Origin of the sequence: Methylobacterium isbiliense, from assembly GCF_022179325.1 — a bacterium.
GTDB classification, from domain to species: Bacteria; Pseudomonadota; Alphaproteobacteria; order Rhizobiales; family Beijerinckiaceae; genus Methylobacterium; species Methylobacterium isbiliense.
In genome coordinates, this window is the sequence record NZ_BPQQ01000022.1 from 167006 (window position 1) to 183110 (window position 16105).

Below are 16105 nucleotides of genomic sequence, written 5' to 3' on the forward strand. Positions count from 1 at the left end.
GCACCGGCGTGGCCATCGCTTCGACGATGAGAGCGATGCGACCGTGAGGGGGAACGCCGTTCCGCTCAGCCATACGCTGCGATCGCGCGCGCCTGTCCCGGCTCCGGCACGGGGACGCCGGCATCCGTGTACTCGTTGAGCTTGTTGCGCAGCGTGCGGATCGAGATGCCGAGGATGCGTGCCGCGTGGGTGCGGTTGCCCAGGCAATGGTCGAGGGTGTCGAGGATCAGGTCGCGCTCCACCTCCGCCACCGTGCGCCCGACGAGGCTGCGCGTCACCGCCTCGGCGGTCTGCACCGCCCGCGCGGCGGTGCCCACCGGCCCGTCGAGCGCATCGCCCTCGGGCGTGCGGATCGCCTCCGGGCCGATCTCCGCTCCGCTCGCGAGCAGCACCGCCCGGTGCAGGGTGTTTTCCAGCTCCCGCACGTTGCCCCGCCAGGGATTGGTGACGAGGAGGCGGCGCGCCTCCGCCGAGAGCGGCCGGGCCGGCACGCCGTTCACCTCCGCGTACTTGCGGGCGAAGTGGCCGGCGAGTTCCAGGATGTCGGCCGGGCGCTCGCGCAGGGCCGGCAGGCGCAGGTGCACCACGTTGAGGCGGTAGAGCAGGTCCTCCCGGAAGCTGCCCTTGCGGACCTCCTCGGCGAGGTTGCGGTTCGAGGTCGCGAGCACGCGCAGGTCGACGCGCACCGGCTGCGCGCCGCCGACCCGGTCGATCACCCGCTCCTGCAGGGCGCGCAGGAGCTTGGCCTGGAGGCGCACGTCCATCTCGGAGATCTCGTCGAGCAGGAGCGTGCCGCCGCTCGCCTCCTCGAACTTGCCGATGCGCCGCGCCACCGCCCCGGTGAAGGCCCCCTTCTCGTGGCCGAACAGCTCGGATTCGAGCAGCGCATCGGGGATCGCCGCGCAGTTGACGCTCACGAACGGCTTCTGGGCGCGGGACGACTTCGCGTGGACGTGGCGGGCCAGCACCTCCTTGCCGGTGCCGCTCTCGCCCGAGATCAGCACGGAGGCGTCCGAGCGCGCCACCTGCTCGGCGAGCGTCACCACCCGCTCCATCGCGGGGTCGCGCCACACGAAGGCGCGGGCATCCGCCGCCACCGCCTCCAGCACGGCGGCGATCAGCTCCGGATCCGGGGGCAGCGGCACGTATTCCTTGGCGCCCGCCTGGATCGCCGCCACCGCGGCCCGCGCGTCCGAGCCGGTGCCGCAGGCGACGACCGGGGTGCGGATGCGCTCCTCGCCGAGCGCCGTGACGAAGGCCCGGATCGGCAGGCCGACATCGATCATCACGAGGTCGGCGCCCTTGGCGCGCAGCACGCCGAGGCCCTGCTCGACGCCATCCGCCTGCGTGACGGCGGCGCCCCGGCTCATGGCGATCTTGGAGGCGGTGACGAGTTCGCCGTTCAGGCGGCCGATGATGAGGAGGCGCATCGCGGGTTCCGGTTCGGGCGGCGCGGCGCGTCGAGGCGCCGGGGGATGGGAGGAAGCAGGCGGGGTCAGCCGTCGCCCTTGACGATCTCGGTCATGGTGACGCCGAGGCGGTCCTCGACCAGCACGACCTCGCCGCGGGCGACGAGGCGGTTGTTCACGAAGATGTCGATCGCCTCGCCGACCTTGCGGTCGAGTTCGAGCACGGTGCCGGGGCCGAGCCGCAGGAGGTCGCCGATCGGCATGCGCGAGGCGCCGAGCACCGCCGAGATCACCACCGGCACGTCGAAGACCTGTTCGAGATCGGCCGCGCTCTTGGCGGAGGTCGGCGCGTCCCGCATCGAGGCGGGACCTCCCTGGTCGAAGGCGAGGTCGGATTCGCTGAGCTGCGGCAGGCCGAGGTCGTTGTCGGGGGCCATGCGGGGATCCTTCGGGGGCCTTGGGTGACGGGGGCCTTGGGTGACAGGGGTCAGGTGCGGTCGAGCGCGCGCGCGAGGGCGGCCTCGATGGCGGCGCGGTCGCGCACCACGCCGCCATCCGCCCATTCCATGCGGGCGTCGCCCGGGAGGAGATCGGGGTCGCCGAGCACGATCAGCCGGCCCTCGTAGCCGCGCTCGCGCGCGAGCCGCTTCAGGACGCCTTCCGTCTCCTCCACCAGCGCGTCGTTCACCCGCACGGCGAGGTGGGGCACCCCGCGCAGGTGCTGGAGGGCGCTGCGGGCGGTCTCCAGGATCGCCTCCATCGGGTGGGCGGCGAGCGCCTCGCCCGCGATCCTGCGCGCGAGCGCCATCGCGAAGTCGAGGGCCTGGGCCTCGCGCTCGGCGTCGCGGGCATCCGCGGCCGCGATCATGCCGGTCGCCGCCGCCGCGAGGCGGTTCAGCGCGTCGGCGAGGCGCGCCTGCACCTGGGCCTCGGCCTGGGCGCGCCCCTCCTGCAGCCCGCGGGCGTGCGCCGCGGCCTGGGCCTCGGCGCGGCTCGCCGCCTCCGCCTGCTCGGCGGCCTCGCGGGCGCGCGCCGCGCTGCCGCCGGGGATGCGGAAGTCGTTGTCGAAGAGGAAGCGCTGGGCCGCGGCCATCGGTCACCGGAGAGTGGAGGAGATCAGGGGTTCTGAGGGGTTCAGTAGACCAGCTCCTCCTCGGCGCTGTTCTTGGCGATCATGATCTCGCCCTTCTCGGCGAGGTCCTTGGCCATCTCGGTCATCTTGGCCTGGGCCTCGTCGACCTCCTTGAGGCGGATCGGGCCGAGCGATGCCATCTCGTCCTGGAGGTTCTTCACCGCGCGGCTCGACATGTTGCCGAAGAAGAACGCCCGCACCGGCTCGGAGGCGCCCTTGAGCGCGCGGCCGAGCGTGTCGCGGTCGACGTTGCGCATCAGCGTCTGCACGCTGCCGGCGTCGAGCTTCAGCAGGTCCTCGAAGGTGAACATCAGCTGCCGGATCTTCTTGGCGGCGCCCCGGTTGTTCTGGTCGAGGGCGGTGAGGAAGCGGGCCTCGGTCTGGCGGTCGAAGGCGTTGAAGACCTCCGCCATCAGTTCGTGCGCGTCGCGCCGCGTCGTCTGCGCAATGGTCGAGACGAATTCGCTGCGCAGCGTCTCCTCGATGTGGCGCAGGGCCTCCTTCTGCACCGTCTCCATCCGCAGCATGCGGTTGAGGACGTCGATGGCGAAATCCTCCGGCAGGATGGTGAGCACCCGCGCCGCGTATTCCGACCGCACCCGCGACAGGATCACCGCGACGGTCTGCGGATATTCGCTGCGCAGGAAGGAGGCGAGGATCTCGGGGTCGATCTGGGTCAGGCTGCTCCAGACCCGGCGCGCCGAGGCGCCCTTCACCTCCGCCATGATCAGCGAGACCTGCTCGGGCGGGAAGATCTTGAGCAGGAGCGATTCGGTGCGCTCGTAGCTCGACGACACGCCGCCGCTCGACGACAGCTTCGAGACGAACTCGACGATGAGCTGCTCGACCGTCTCGACCTCCAGCGAGCCGAGCTGGACCATCGCGTGCGAGACCTTCTTGATCTCGTCCTCTTCGAGGAGCTTCCAGATCGGCGCGCCCGCGTCGTCGCCGAGCAGCAGCAGCAGCGCCGCGGCCCGCTGCGGCCCGGGCAGCTCGGCCAGCCGCGAATTCGCCAGCGCGGCGGCCAGGGTGGAGGATGGGGCGGGTTGGGCGGTGGATGCCATGACGGTGTCTCAGGCCCTCTCGCGGGGTCTCTCGGTCCGGCTCAGCGGTCGTTGATCCAGTTGCGCAGCACCTCGGCGGTCTCGGCCGGGTTCGTGCGCACGATCTCGGCCACGCGCTCGATGGTCTCGGCCTGCACCTTGCCGTTGATCTTGGCATATTCGACGAGGCGCTTGGCCTGGCTGTCAGGCAGCGCCTCGGGCTCGGACCCGCCTGCCGCCGCGAGCGCCGGCGCCCCGGCGACGATCAGCGCGGGCGGCTCGTCGGACGCGATCACCCGGCGCAGCAGCGGGCGCACCACCGCGAGCAGCACCACCAGGGTGAGCAGGGCCAGGACCCCGATCTCCACGAGGCGCAGCACGTCCTCGCGGCTCGGCTTCATCAGCGAGGCGATCAGGCCCTCCTCCTGGAACTCGGGGACGGCCGGGCTCTCGGCGAAGCGCAGGTTGACCACCTCGATCTGGTCGCCGCGGGCCTTGTCGTAGCCCACCGCGGTGCGCACCAGGGCGGCGATGCGCTCCAGATCCTCCTTGGAGCGCGGCGCGTAGGCCGGCTTGCCGTCGGGGCCGGGCGCGTAGGCGCCGTCCACCAGCACCGCCACCGAGAGGCGCTTGACCCGGCCGCCCTCCGCCACCTCCGTGCGGGTCACCCGGGAGATCTCGTAGTTGGTGGTCTCCTCGTTCTTGTTCGACGCCTCGCGCGGGCCGGGGGCGGGGGCGCCGTCGCGCGCGCCCGGCAATTCGTTGCCGACGCTCACGCCGGTCTCGGGCGCGCTCTGGCTCTGCTGCGTCTCCGAGCGGGTCTGGGTCGAGCGCACCACCCGGCTCTCGGGATCGAAGGTCTCGGAGCGGCTCTCGACGCGGTTCACGTCGAGTTCGGCCGCCACCTGCACGCGCGCCCGGCCCGCGCCGACGACGCCCGCCACGATGGTCTCGACCTGCGCCCGCAGGCGGTGTTCGAGGTTGGCCTGCCGCTCGTCCAGGCCGATCTGCCCCTGCGTCTCCTCGCCCCGGGCGCCGTCCGCCAGGAGTCGGCCGCGCTCGTCCACGATGGAGATGCGCTCGGGCTTCAGCCCCTCCACCGAGGAGGCGACGAGGTGGCGCACCGCCCGCACCTGTCCGGCGTCGAGGTCGCCCGCGAGCTTGAGCACGATGGCGGCGCTCGGCGCCTCGCGGTCGCGCACGAACAGCCGCCGCTCCGGGATGACGAGATGGACGCGCGCCGCCTGCACCCGGCCGATCGCCCGGATCGAGCGCGCCAGTTCCCCTTCGAGCGCCCGCAGGTGGTTGACGTTCTGCACGAAGGAGGTGGTCGAGAAGGCGTCGCCCTTGTCGAAGATCTCGTAGCCGACCCCGCCCGCGCTCGGCAGGCCTTTCCCGGCGAGGTCCATGCGCAGCCGCGCGAGGTCGGCGCGCGGCGCCAGGATGGTCTGCCCGGCATCGCCGCGGGCCTCGTAGCGGATGCCGCGCGCGTCGAGGTCGCGGATCACCGCGCCCGCATCCTGCATCGACAGGTCGGCGTAGAGCACGCCCATGTCGGGGCGCGAGACGCGCAGGATCACGAAGGCGAAGAACCCGATCAGGGTCAGGGTCACCGCCCCCATCGCGGCGAGTCGCGCCGGCCCGAACTTCGTCACCAGATCGAGAACCGGCTTCACGACGCGTCCAACCCAATCCCGGGGCCGACCGGGCCCGTAGGCAAAAATTGCCGATGCGTGGTTAGTGACGCGTTAACGCCCGCGCCGCGCCGGCCGAACGGCATCGCCGATCGTCGGGCCGGCTCCGTCCGGAAAGCCCGCAGGTCCGGCAGGGAAGCGCCTCGCACCGCCTCGCAACGAACGGCGCAATCACCCGGACATGACACCCCGCTAGGCACAACCCCGAGACGGCGGGCGCGGGGCCCGGTGCACGAGGGAATGGCAATGACGCGTCACACGGGAGGGCTCGAACGGGCGGAGCGCGCGCTGCGGGTCGCGATCGCGGCGGTGTTCCTCATCGCGGCCGGCATGAAGCTCGCGGCCCTTGACTTCGAGGTCGCCGCCTTCGCGCGCTTCGGCTACGCGCCCTGGTTCATGGTCGCGATCGGTGCGGGCCAGCTCGCGGGCGCGGCGCTGCTGCTCACGCGGCGCTTCGCCGGCGCCGGCGCGCTGCTCCTGGCTGCGATCATGGTGGGGGCGGTGGTGAGCCACCTGCGCGCGCACGACCCCCTGGCGATGGCCGTCCCGGCCTCCCTGCTCCTGGTGCTCCTGCTCGGCATCGCCTATGCGCGCCGGCGCGACTGGCTCGGGGGCATGCGGGCCGCCGGTCTGCGCCCCTGAGGAGGGCGGACGGGAACCGGCGGTCCCGCCCGCGGCGCAACGGCCGGGCGGGCCGGCGCGGCCGGCCCTACTCGCCGGCCGGCTCCCAGCGCAGGTCCGCCGGCCGGACCGCCTTGGCCGGACCGGCCGCGCCGCGCGGCGTGCCGGCGGCGGCGCGGACCGCGGCGGCGAGTGCCGGGAGGGCCAGGGGGCGGAAGCAGACCGCGACGCCAGCCGCGGCCGGACGGCGATCGGCCGTGGCGTTCGGGCTCTGCGCTTGCGACACCATCACGTTCAATCCTGTCGTCACCTCGGCCCGTCGCGGCCGGCCGCCCCGGTAGAGCGGCCGATCGGGACGGCGGTCGGGCGCCAATGCGACGCGCCCGGGGCAAGACCGGGGCTCTTCCTGCCGCAGAGATGGACGAGGGATGAACGGTGACGGCCGGCGCGCGGCCCGCCGGCCTGAACAGGGCGCTCGGCGCCGCCGCCGGGACGCGGCTCGGGCCGCCCGGGGGCGGCTTACGCCGCCCGGATGGCGGCCAGGAAGCCGCCGATCCGGTCGGAGAGGTCGCCGACCTGCCCGGAGACCGAATCGACCGCCTCGCGCACCCGGTCCGCGGCGGCCCGGACCTCGGCGGCGCCGCGCGAGACCGAGACCGTGTTCTGCGTGACGCCGTCGGTGCCGATCGCCGCCTGCTGGATGTTGCGGGCCACGTCCTGCGTGGCGGCCTCCTGCTCGACCACCGCCACCGCGACGACCCCCGACGCCTCGCTCACCTGGCCGATGCTGGAGCGGATGCCGTCGATGGCCGAGACCGCCGCGGCGGTGTGCTGCTGCATGGCCGCCACCCGTTCGGAGATCCGCGTCGTCGCGGCCGCGGTCTGCTCGGCCAGCGCCTTCACCTCCCCCGCCACCACGGCGAAACCACGTCCCGCTTCGCCGGCCCGCGCCGCCTCGATGGTGGCGTTGAGCGCCAGCAGGTTGGTCTGCGCGGTGATGGTCGCGATCAGGGTCACGACCTCGTCGACGTGGCCGGCGGCCTCGGCGAGCTGCTTCATCGCGGCCGAGGTCGCGTCCACCCGTGTGGCCGCCGTATGGGCCGCATCGGTCGAGGCCGTCATCCGTCCGCCGATCTCCCGGATCGACAGGCTCATCTCCTCCATCGCGTGGGCCACCGCCGTCACGCTGGAGGAGGTCTGCAGCGCGGCGGCCGACGTCGCGCCCGCCCGCCGGTCCGTGTCCTCGGCGATGGTCGACAGGTCCGCGGCCGTGCCGGCCAGCTCGGCGGCGGCCGCTTCGACGCTGCGCAGGATCGCCCGGGCGGTGTCGTCGAAGGTGCCGATCATCGCGTCGACGGCCAGGGCGCGGCGGTCGCGCTCGGACCGGGCCGTCTCGCTCTCCGCCTGCAGGCGCAGCCGCTCCTCGGAGGATTCCCGCAGCACCTGCACCGCCTGCGCCATCTCGCCGAGTTCGTCCCGGCGGTGGAGGCCCGGGACCGCCGTGGCGAGATCGCCCGCGGCGATCCGCTCGATGGCCACCTTCAGGGCGACGACCGGACGCGCGATCGACCGGCCGAGGATGACGGCCAGCAGGATGCCGAGCACGCAGGTCGCGCCGCCGCCGCCGAACAGCGCGGCGAGCAGGAGCGTCTGGGCCCGGGCCGCCTCCTCGGCGGCATGCCGGGTCAGGGCATCGGCCTCGGCCGTGTGAGCCTTAGCGGCGCTCGCGATCCGCTCGACCGCGCCGAGGATGCCCTCGGCGGCGGCGAGCCGTGCGTCGACAGCCGCCTGGTACGCCCGTGCCGCCGTCTCCAGCACCTCGACCGAGGTCGCGAGTCCGGTGCCCACCTTGCGCAGCCGCGGCGTCATGCTCGGCTGCGTCATGGAGTCCGCCACGCTCTCCCGCAGCCGCCGGCTGTCCTCCGCGAGGGCGTTGAACAGCCGGGCCTCGGGCGCCAGGACGAGGTGCGCCGCGACGGCCGCGACCTGCGCGCCCGGCCCCTACAGCAGGATGGCGGCGCTCGTCAGGGAGAGGTCTCCCGTCCGGATCGCGGCCTCCGCGATGACGGAGATCGGGCTCGCGAGGCTCGCGGCGGTGTTGTTCAAGGTGTCACCCGCCTCCCGCGCGCGGCCGATCGCCTCGACCGCCCTGGCCGCAAGGCCCCGCAGCTCCCTCGTGTCGCCGAAGGCCGGCTTGGTATCGACCGCGTCCGCGAGTGCCTCGAAGCTCGCGATCATCTGCGCACGGTCGCCGACGGAGCCCGTGCGCAGATAGCTGCTGAGATGGGCGGCGGCGACGAGGCCAGCCCGGTCGATCGCGTGGGCCGCGCCCGCCTGCAGGCCGGCCGCATCGCGCTCGACGCCGGCGTCGCGGGCGATGCGGGCAGTCACGAGGACCGCCCCGAACGCCACCGCCGCCAGGGCGAACACGACCAGGAATCCGGCCATGATGCCGGTCCGGAGGGAAACCGACGCCAGCATGATGCGCTGCTCCGGAGATGCGTGGGCGAGGCGGTCAGGCGACGAGGCCGCGCATGCGCCGCAGCGCCTCCGTGCCGAACTCCGCACTGAGCGTCTCGATCGCCGCGGCGGCCGCCTCCCGGAGGGCGCGCCGGTCGATATCCTCGATCACCGTCATCCCGGCCGCGACGAGCTTGCTCATGTCCGACCTCTGGCTGGCCTCGGCGTAGTCCCGCGAAGCCGCCGAGCCCGCCTCGCCGGCCTTGCGGAGCGCCGCCTGCTGGGCGGGCGACAGTTCGTCCATGACGTCGGGGGAGAACAGCACCAGGAGCGGCGTGTAGATGTGCCCGGTCAACGACAGATGCGACTGGAACCGGTTCAGTCCGGCCGACACGATGATGTTGATGGGGTTCTCCTGGGCTTCGAAGCGCCCGATGCGCAACGCCTCCGGCAATTGCGCGAAGGAGAACGACTCGACCGATGCCCCCATCGCCTGGAAGGTCTGGCGGATCGGCTCGGAATGCGGCACCCGCAGCTTCAGGCCCTTCAGGTCTGCCGGATTCCTGATCGGCTTGTTGGCGGTGAAATGGCGCAAGCCGGACTCGCCCCAACTCAGGGTGAGGAACCCCTTTGCCTGGAGCAGGTCGGCGCAGTGGCGACCGAGCTGCTGGTCGAAGGCGAGGCGGGCGGAAGCCACGGAGTCGAACAGGTAGGGCAGCTCGCACAGGCCGACCTCCTTGCTGTGGCGGCTGGCCGGCCCGGGCGTCATCGCGGTCACATCGAGCGAGCCATCACCCACGGCCTTCAGCATCTGCAGCTCGTCCCCGAGCTGGGCGTTCGGGTAGACATCCACCACTACGCTGCCGCCGGACAGCTCGGCCGCGGCGCGTGCGAAGGTGGCGGCGTATCGGTGGGTCGTACTGCCCGGGACCGAGGCGACGCCGAAGCGCAGCCTGCGGGTCGCCGCCCTGGCGACATGCGGCATGCCCACCGCCGCGGCGGCGGAGAGGCCGATCATCAGGGCGGTACGGCGTGAGAGTGCGGTCATGAGGGGATCTCCGGAGCGGATATACCCTAGAATACTTTTCATAACGCAGAGTTAATAAGCGAAGTGGCGCCACTACCCGAGATTGCACGACGAATATTCGCAAATTCAAGGCGAATGGACGATCGCGGCAAGCGAATGATCGATTTTCTGGGCGCGCGAGCGCCGACGATCACAATGGCCGGGCATCTTTCAAGCCGATCCAATCGTCTTGCCGATGCGGCCGACACGGGCGCGTGGAATGTCGTCGAAGTCCTGCGCCGCGCGATCATTCGGCCCGCGCGGCGCATGATTGGAGATAGGCCTCGCCGCCGCATCGCACGGTCTGCGATGGATTGTTTCGGACGATCGCCTTCGCCGCCCGCAGCAGCGGCCCCACGCTGGCCCGGCCCGGCCGGAGCGGCTCAGACCGCCTGCAGCCCCTCCTGGCGGATCCACTCGGCCGTGCGGTCGAGGGCGCGGCCGAGGCGGTCGAACAGCGTGTCGATCTCGTCGGGGGCGATGACCAGGGGCGGGCAGAGCGCGATCCGGTCGCCCGCCAGGAAGCGCACGATCAGCCCCTCTCCCTGCGCGAAGGCGACGCAGCGCGCGGCGACGCCCGCCTTGGGGTCGTATTGCCGCTTCGAGGCCTTGTCGGCCACGATCTCCAGCCCGCCGATCAGCCCGACGCCGCGCGCCTCGCCGACCAGCGGGTGCTCGGCCAGGGCCGAGAGCCGGCGCTGGAAGTGCGGCGCCTTCTCGGCCGCCCCCTCGACGATGCGGTCGCGCCGGTAGATCTCCAGGGCCTTGATGGCGACCGCGCAGGCGACCGGATGACCGGAATAGGTCGTGCCGTGCCCGAAGGTGCCGATCTTGCGGCTCTCGTCCAGCATCGCCTGGTAGAGCGGCTCCTCCACGGTGACGCCGCCGAGCGGCATGTAGGCGGAGGTCACCGCCTTGGCGAAGGACAGGCTGTGGGGGCGCACGCCCATCGCCTCCGCGCCGAACCACGTGCCGAGCCGCCCGAAGCCGCAGATCACCTCGTCGGCGATGAAGCGGATGTCGTAGCGCGCGAGCACCGGCTGGATCGCCGCGAAGTAGCCCTTCGGCGGCACGATGGCGCCGCCCGCCCCCATCACCGGCTCGGCGATGAAGGCCGCCACCGTGTCCGGGTCCTCGCGCTGGATGAAGGCGTCGAGCTCGGCCGCGAGCCGCGCCGAGAACGCCTCCTCGCTCTCGCCGGCTTCCGCCCCGCGGTAATGGTGCGGGCAGGCCGCGTGCAGGAAGCCCGGCAGCGGCAGGTCCCAGTCGGCGTGGTTGGCGGGCAGCCCGGTGAGCGAGGCCGAGGCTACCGTGACGCCGTGGTAGCCCTTGCGCTGGGCGATGATCTTCTTCTTGCGCGGCCGGCCGAGCGCGTTGTTGAGGTACCACGTCAGCTTGACCTGGGTGTCGTTCGCCTCGGAGCCCGACGAGGTGAAGAACACCTTCGACACCGGGATCGGCGCGATCTCCTTGAGGGTCTCGGCGAGTTCGATCGCCGGGTCGTGGCTGCGCCCCGAGAACAGGTGGGAGAAGGGCAGCCGGGCCATCTGGTCGCGGGCGGCCTCGACCAGCTCCTCGTTGGAGTAGCCGAGCGCGGTGCACCACAGGCCCGCCATGCCTTCGAGGTAGGGCCGCCCGTCCGTGTCGTAGACCCAGACGCCGTGGCCCCGCTCCAGCACCAGCGGCCCGGTCTCGCGCACGAGCGCGAGGTTGGTGTAGGGATGGATCAGGGTTTCGACGTCGCGGGCGGCGAGGTTCGACAGCATCGGCTCAGCGCTTTCCTGCAGGACATGGCAGGCCGGGGGACCTGACCGGGGGAAATCGGGCACGCCGTCACATTAGCGGCGCGATGCCCCCGCACCAAGGCGGCCGCGCGCATGCGAGCCCCCAGCTCACCAAGCTCCTATCCAGAAGCCCTTGCCCAGGTCCCGGTCCCATGATCGACCCCGCCCAGATCGTCTCCCAGCCGGCGCCCGGCCGCGCCTGCGGCACCTGCACGCTCTGCTGCAAGGTCTACGACGTGCCGGCGGTGGAGAGCGTCGCCGGCCAGTGGTGCCGTCACGCGCGCAGCGGGCGCGGCTGCGCCATCCACGCCGAGCGCCCGCATCATTGCCGCGCCTTCCACTGCCTCTGGATGACGGAGGCTTGGCTCGGGCCGGAATGGAAGCCAGAGCGGGCCAAGATGGTGCTGAGCCTCGATCCCGTCACGCGCTTCCTGCAGGTCCAGGTCGATCCCGGACAGGCGACGGCATGGCGGCGCGAGCCCTATTACGGGCAGCTCAAGCGCTGGGCCGCGGCCTCGCTGCCGCGCCAGCGCCACGTCCTCGTCTTCGTCAACCGGCAGGCCACCGTGGTGCTGCCCGACCGCGACGTGCCGCTCGGCGAGTTCGCCCCCGGCGACCGGCTGGTCGCCCGCGAGCGGGCCACGCCGGCCGGGATCATCCTGGAGGTGGAGAAGGTGCCGGCTGCGGCCTGACGGGCCGGCGCGTGCGCTGCGCGGCCGCGAAGGCGGCCCCGTCCTCAAGCCCCTGCGCGAAGGCCCGGCGGATGCCCTCCGGGTCGGTGATGTCGAACTGCCCGATGGCGACGGGCGCGGAGGGCTGCAGGTAGGTGCGGCCCGGATGCTCCGGCAGCGTGCGGTAGCGGCGGGTGAGCAGGACCAGCGTGCGCCCGCCCGCCGCCTCGATCGGGGCGAGCGGCGTCACCGGCACGTTGTCGACGAGGCCGCCGTCGAGGGCGGGCGCACCCCCGACCCGGCCCACCGGCAGGAAGGGCGGCACGCTCGCGCTCGCCAGGAGCGCCGAGGTGAGTTCCTCGGGCGCCGCGAGGTCGCGCACCGCGACGAACTCCTCCCGGAAGCCGAGCGCCCGGCCGCCGCGCGGGTGAACCGGCGCGCGCCACGTCTTCTCGATCTGGTAGGTGAGGATCCCGAGCGGCACCGCGAGCGCGAGCGGCAGGCGCCGCGGCGGACGCGAGAGCGCGATCCTCACCTCCGTCCGGCCCGCCCGCAGGGCCGCGAAGCCCCGGGGCCCGAGCACCGCGTCGAGGAGGTCGCGGTACATGCCTGAGACCGGGAAGGGCCGGCAGCCCCGGCAGGCGGCCACCCAGTCGATGTTGGGGCGGCCCTCGGCGCAGCCCTGCGCCACCCGCTCCATCACCGCCCGCCCCTGCCCGAGCAGGCTGTAGCAGGCCGCGAAGGCCCCGCCGCTCACGCCGACGACGAGGGCGGGCGCGAGGTCGAGGCGCTCGGCCGCCGCGACCCAGAAGCCGCCCTGCCAGTAGCAGCGGTTGCCGCCGCCCGCGAACGCTACCGCGTCGACCATGCGCTCACGCCCGCGCGGCTTCGTCGGCCCGCGCCGCCGCGCGCCACGCCAGCACCACGCGCTCCAGCTCCGCCACGTCGCCCGGCGGCAGGCTGCCCAGCGTGCGGGTGACGTAGGCGCTCTGCGCCGCCATGCCGGACCGGGCGAGGTCGCGCCCCGGCGGCGTCAGGTGCAGGGCGTGCGAGCGCCGGTCGCCGGGGATCGGCCGGCGCTCCACGAGGCCCGCCTCCACCAGCCGGTCGATCAGCCCCGAGACGTTGCCCTTCGTCACGTAGAGCCGCTGGGCGAGGTCCTGCTGGGTCAGGCCCTCCTGCTCGGAGAGAGTCGAGATGACGTCGAATTGGGGGATCGAGAGGCCGAGCGCCTTCAGCTCCGCGGCGATCGCCGCCGAGACGCGCCGGTGCAGGCGCAGGAAGCGGAACCACGCCCGGATCGGATCGGGCGCGGGCGGCGGGACGGGGCGCGGCGAGGTCGTGGCCATGCGAGATAGTTTACATAAGAACCATCTCGGCGCCAGCGCGCCGGTGGACCTGTCCCCGGCCGCCGCCTCCGCCGGCGAGGCCCCACCCGGCAAGGCCCTACCCGGCGATCGTGGTCTTCACCGTCTCGACGAGCTGCTTGAGGCTGAAGGGCTTGGGCAGGAAGTTGAATTCCTCGCCCTCCGGCAGGTTCTTCTGGAACGCGTCCTCGGCGTAGCCGGAGACGAAGATCACCTTGAGGTCGGGATAGCGCTTGCGCAGCTCGCGCAGCAGGGTCGGGCCGTCCATCTCGGGCATCACCACGTCGGAGACGACGAGGTCCACCGCCGTGTCGCGCTCGCCCATGATCGCCAGCGCCTCGACGCCGGAGGCGGCCTCCAGCACCGTGTAGCCGCGCGCCGCGAGCGCCCGGGCGTTGACCGCGCGCACCGGATCCTCGTCCTCGACGAGCAGGATGGTGCCCCGCCCGGTGAGGTCGGCGGCGGGCGCCTTGCGGGCGGGCTCGGGCGCGGCCCCGGCGGCCGGCGCCGCAGCCTCGGCGGGCTCGGCCGGGGCCGGCTCGGCCTCCGGCACCGGGATGTGGCGCGGCAGGTAGATGCCGAACACCGTGCCCTCGCCCACCGCCGACTTCACGTCGATGTAGCCGCCCGACTGCTTGACGATGCCGAACACGGTGGAGAGGCCGAGCCCCGTGCCCTTGTTGACCTCCTTGGTGGTGAAGAACGGCTCGAAGATCTTCTCCATCACGTCGGGCGTCATGCCGGTGCCGGTATCCGTCACCTCGACGAGCACGTACTCGGCGGCGGGCAGGCCGGTGAGCTGGAGCCGCTCGGCCGCCTCGGCCGTGACGTTGGCGGTGCGGATGAGCAGGCGGCCGCCGTTCGGCATCGCGTCGCGGGCGTTCACCGCAAGGTTCACGATCACCTGCTCGAACTGGTTGACGTCGGCCTTGACCGGCCAGAGATCGCGCCCGTGCTTGAGGTCGAGCTCGACCCGCTCGCCGAGGAGCCGCTTGAGCAGCAGCGTCAGGTCGGACAGGGCCTCGCCGAGATGGATCACCTCCGGCCGCAGGGTCTGGCGGCGCGAGAAGGCCAGCAGCTGGCGCACGAGGCTCGCGGCCCGGTTCGCGTTCTGCTTGATCTGCATGATGTCCTGGAAGGCCGGATCCACCGGCCGGTGGCTGGCCAGCAGCAGGTCCGAGTAGCCGATGATCGCCTGCAGCACGTTGTTGAAGTCGTGCGCGATGCCGCCCGCGAGCTGGCCGACCATCTCCATCTTCTGGGCTTGGTTGATCTGCTGCTGCAGCTGGTGCTGGGCGGTGGTGTCGAGGGCGTAGAGGATCACCGTCTCGCGGGCGGCCTCGCGGGCCTCTCCCTCGGCCAGGCCGCTCTCCGACAGGGCCTCGGGGCTGAGCCAGATCCGGGCCGAGCGGTTGCCGGGTGCGGCGACGCCGATCTCGATCGGGGCCACGTCGCCGCGGCCCTCCGCGGCGAGCGCGAAGGCGGCGTCGAGGTTCGGGCGGTCGCGCTCGGCCACGAAGTCGCGCACCGGGGCGGCGGCCTCGCGGCCCTCGCCCGTGCGCGGCAGGGTGCCGAACAGGCGCGCGAAGGAGGCGTTGGCGCGCACCAGCCGCCCCTCGGCGTCGAGCGTCGCCACGGCGATCGGGCTGGTGTTGAAGAAGCGGGTGAAGCGCACCTCGGCGGCGCGCTGGGGATCGTCCGCCTCCTCGCCCCCCGAGCGGTTGAGCACGAGGGTGCGCGAGGCGCCGGGCCGGCCGTCCTGCCCGTAGGCGACCCGGTGGTAGATGCGGGCGGGCAGCGGGTGGCCGTTGCGGCGGCGCAGGTCGAGGTCGAACACGTCGGTGCGCACCTCGCCGGGCCGGCCGTCGCCGGCCACCAGCACCTCGCCCACCGCGGCGGGCAGGATCTCGGAGAGGCGCAGGCCGCCGGAGCCCACCTGCGCGAGGTCGTGCCCGAGCCAGGAGGCGAGCGTCGCGTTCATGTAGACCACGGCGCCGCGCGGATCGACCGACAGGAATCCCGCAGGGGCGTGATCGAGGTAGTCGATCGCGTGCTGCAGCTCCTGGAAGACGTTCTCCTGGCGCTCGCGCTCGTGGCTGATGTCGCTCACGCTCCACAGCGCCACCGGCCGGCGCGGCAGCGGCAGCGGGCGCACGCCGATGCGGTACCACGCCACGTCGCGCTCGGCGCTGCCGCCGGGCGGGGGCGCCATGCGGATCTCCTCGGAGAGGCTGCGGCCCTCCCGGGCGGCCTGGGCCAGCCGGTAGACCGCCTCCGACACGTCGGGGCTGCCGACGAAGACCCGCTCCACCGGCCGCAGGTTGGCGAAGCTGTCGCTGCCGGCGAGCGCCAGGTAGGCGGCATTGGCGTAGATCGGCCGGTTGCCGTCCTCCACGGCGATCATGCCCTCGGGGGCGGCGTCCACCACCGCCTTGGTCACGTCGTTGCGCGTGCCCTGCCCGGTGAATTGCAGCGCCCCGATGGCGAGCGCGAACAGCGAGAACACCCCCGCCATCGCCAGCACCGCCAGGAGGCCGAGGATCAGCGGCTGCGCCTGCTCGTTGGCGACGAAGCTGAGGCCCACCGCCGCCCCGACGAGCAGGCCGGCGAGCAGCAGGAGCAGGCTGACCCGGCCGGGGCGCTCGGAGCGATCGAGGGAGACAGCATCGGACATCACGGGAGGCTCGGGTCAGTCACGACGCCGCGATTGTCTCGGTCTCGACCGCGCGCGGCGCCTCGCACGACCTCAATAGCATGCCGCGGAGGCGTTTCCGGAGCCTGAACCGCGGCGGTTCCCGGCACGGATCGCGCCCACCTCTCCGGTGCGGTTATGCCCGACCGGGCCGGGGCGGCAAGCC

Annotated in this window: 15 protein-coding genes; 2 read left to right on the forward strand and 13 right to left on the reverse strand. The window is 73.0% G+C overall.

What is annotated here, in order from left to right; genetic code table 11:
- Positions 1-65: 65 nt before the first annotated feature.
- The 5 genes from flbD to fliF all read right to left on the reverse strand — a co-directional run bounded on the left by flbD (position 66) and on the right by fliF (position 5260).
- Positions 66-1430, reverse strand: coding sequence for a sigma-54-dependent transcriptional regulator FlbD (flbD, locus tag MFF61_RS10345; protein ID WP_238235028.1), 1365 nt, complete (start codon positions 1428-1430; stop codon positions 66-68).
- A gap of 65 nt (positions 1431-1495) precedes the next feature.
- The gene (fliN, locus tag MFF61_RS10350; protein WP_238235029.1) at positions 1496-1846 is read right to left on the reverse strand and encodes a flagellar motor switch protein FliN; all 351 of its coding nucleotides are present in this window, start codon (positions 1844-1846) and stop codon (positions 1496-1498) included.
- 50 nt (positions 1847-1896) lie between these two features.
- Positions 1897-2502, reverse strand: coding sequence for a FliH/SctL family protein (locus MFF61_RS10355; protein ID WP_238235030.1), 606 nt, complete (start codon positions 2500-2502; stop codon positions 1897-1899).
- Positions 2503-2543: 41 nt separating this feature from the next.
- Positions 2544-3605, reverse strand: coding sequence for a flagellar motor switch protein FliG (fliG, locus tag MFF61_RS10360; protein WP_238235031.1), 1062 nt, complete (start codon positions 3603-3605; stop codon positions 2544-2546).
- Between the two features lie 41 nt (positions 3606-3646).
- Positions 3647-5260, reverse strand: coding sequence for a flagellar basal-body MS-ring/collar protein FliF (gene fliF / locus MFF61_RS10365; protein WP_238235032.1), 1614 nt, complete (start codon positions 5258-5260; stop codon positions 3647-3649).
- A gap of 264 nt (positions 5261-5524) precedes the next feature.
- On the opposite strand from fliF, the gene MFF61_RS10370 reads away from it, so the two are divergent.
- Positions 5525-5920 carry a DoxX family protein gene (locus tag MFF61_RS10370; protein ID WP_238235033.1) on the forward strand — a complete coding sequence of 132 codons (396 nt, stop codon included), beginning with the start codon at positions 5525-5527 and terminating at the stop codon, positions 5918-5920.
- Between the two features lie 67 nt (positions 5921-5987).
- On the opposite strand, the gene MFF61_RS10375 is transcribed toward MFF61_RS10370, so the two are convergent.
- The 5 genes from MFF61_RS10375 to MFF61_RS10395 form a co-directional block, all read right to left on the reverse strand.
- A complete protein-coding gene (locus tag MFF61_RS10375) occupies positions 5988-6188 on the reverse strand; it encodes a hypothetical protein (RefSeq protein WP_238235034.1) in 201 nt (66 codons plus the stop codon).
- A gap of 230 nt (positions 6189-6418) precedes the next feature.
- The gene (locus tag MFF61_RS10380; protein WP_238235035.1) at positions 6419-7783 is read right to left on the reverse strand and encodes a methyl-accepting chemotaxis protein; all 1365 of its coding nucleotides are present in this window, start codon (positions 7781-7783) and stop codon (positions 6419-6421) included.
- Between the two features lie 117 nt (positions 7784-7900).
- A complete protein-coding gene (locus MFF61_RS10385; RefSeq protein WP_238235036.1) occupies positions 7901-8380 on the reverse strand; it encodes a hypothetical protein in 480 nt (159 codons plus the stop codon).
- A 34-nt stretch (positions 8381-8414) separates the two neighbouring features.
- Positions 8415-9407, reverse strand: a complete 993-nt coding sequence (locus tag MFF61_RS10390; RefSeq protein ID WP_238235037.1) for a TRAP transporter substrate-binding protein — start codon at positions 9405-9407, stop codon at positions 8415-8417.
- Between the two features lie 401 nt (positions 9408-9808).
- Positions 9809-11191, reverse strand: a complete 1383-nt coding sequence (locus MFF61_RS10395; protein WP_238235038.1) for an aminotransferase — start codon at positions 11189-11191, stop codon at positions 9809-9811.
- A gap of 170 nt (positions 11192-11361) precedes the next feature.
- Between MFF61_RS10395 and MFF61_RS10400 the strand changes: the two genes are divergently transcribed.
- Positions 11362-11901, forward strand: coding sequence for a hypothetical protein (locus MFF61_RS10400; protein WP_238235039.1), 540 nt, complete (start codon positions 11362-11364; stop codon positions 11899-11901).
- Here MFF61_RS10400 and MFF61_RS10405 read toward each other — a convergent pair.
- From MFF61_RS10405 to cckA, 3 genes are all read right to left on the reverse strand, one after another.
- Positions 11864-12748, reverse strand: coding sequence for a patatin-like phospholipase family protein (locus tag MFF61_RS10405; RefSeq protein WP_238235040.1), 885 nt, complete (start codon positions 12746-12748; stop codon positions 11864-11866). The two genes, MFF61_RS10400 and MFF61_RS10405, sit on opposite strands and share 38 nt — an antisense overlap.
- Positions 12749-12752: 4 nt before the next feature.
- Positions 12753-13229 (reverse strand): MarR family winged helix-turn-helix transcriptional regulator, encoded by a 477-nt coding sequence (locus MFF61_RS10410; RefSeq protein ID WP_238235041.1) that lies wholly within the window; start codon positions 13227-13229, stop codon positions 12753-12755.
- Positions 13230-13326: 97 nt separating this feature from the next.
- Positions 13327-15921 carry a cell cycle histidine kinase CckA gene (cckA, locus tag MFF61_RS10415; protein WP_238235042.1) on the reverse strand — a complete coding sequence of 865 codons (2595 nt, stop codon included), beginning with the start codon at positions 15919-15921 and terminating at the stop codon, positions 13327-13329.
- Between the last annotated feature and the right edge of the window lie 184 nt (positions 15922-16105).

Excerpts from the sequence above, each read along its gene's own strand:
- MFF61_RS10410 (WP_238235041.1), bottom strand. The coding sequence starts at position 13,229 with ATGGCCACGACCTCGCCGCGCCCCGTCCCGCCGCCCGCGCCCGATCCG.
- fliN (WP_238235029.1), bottom strand. The coding sequence starts at position 1,846 with ATGGCCCCCGACAACGACCTCGGCCTGCCGCAGCTCAGCGAATCCGAC.
- MFF61_RS10395 (WP_238235038.1), bottom strand. The coding sequence starts at position 11,191 with ATGCTGTCGAACCTCGCCGCCCGCGACGTCGAAACCCTGATCCATCCC.
- MFF61_RS10370 (WP_238235033.1), top strand. The coding sequence starts at position 5,525 with ATGACGCGTCACACGGGAGGGCTCGAACGGGCGGAGCGCGCGCTGCGG.
- MFF61_RS10385 (WP_238235036.1), bottom strand. The coding sequence starts at position 8,380 with ATGCTGGCGTCGGTTTCCCTCCGGACCGGCATCATGGCCGGATTCCTG.
- MFF61_RS10380 (WP_238235035.1), bottom strand. The coding sequence starts at position 7,783 with ATGACGCAGCCGAGCATGACGCCGCGGCTGCGCAAGGTGGGCACCGGA.
- MFF61_RS10405 (WP_238235040.1), bottom strand. The coding sequence starts at position 12,748 with ATGGTCGACGCGGTAGCGTTCGCGGGCGGCGGCAACCGCTGCTACTGG.
- flbD (WP_238235028.1), bottom strand. The coding sequence starts at position 1,430 with ATGCGCCTCCTCATCATCGGCCGCCTGAACGGCGAACTCGTCACCGCC.
- MFF61_RS10375 (WP_238235034.1), bottom strand. The coding sequence starts at position 6,188 with ATGGTGTCGCAAGCGCAGAGCCCGAACGCCACGGCCGATCGCCGTCCG.
- cckA (WP_238235042.1), bottom strand. The coding sequence starts at position 15,921 with ATGTCCGATGCTGTCTCCCTCGATCGCTCCGAGCGCCCCGGCCGGGTC.
- MFF61_RS10390 (WP_238235037.1), bottom strand. The coding sequence starts at position 9,407 with ATGACCGCACTCTCACGCCGTACCGCCCTGATGATCGGCCTCTCCGCC.
- MFF61_RS10400 (WP_238235039.1), top strand. The coding sequence starts at position 11,362 with ATGATCGACCCCGCCCAGATCGTCTCCCAGCCGGCGCCCGGCCGCGCC.
- fliG (WP_238235031.1), bottom strand. The coding sequence starts at position 3,605 with ATGGCATCCACCGCCCAACCCGCCCCATCCTCCACCCTGGCCGCCGCG.
- MFF61_RS10355 (WP_238235030.1), bottom strand. The coding sequence starts at position 2,502 with ATGGCCGCGGCCCAGCGCTTCCTCTTCGACAACGACTTCCGCATCCCC.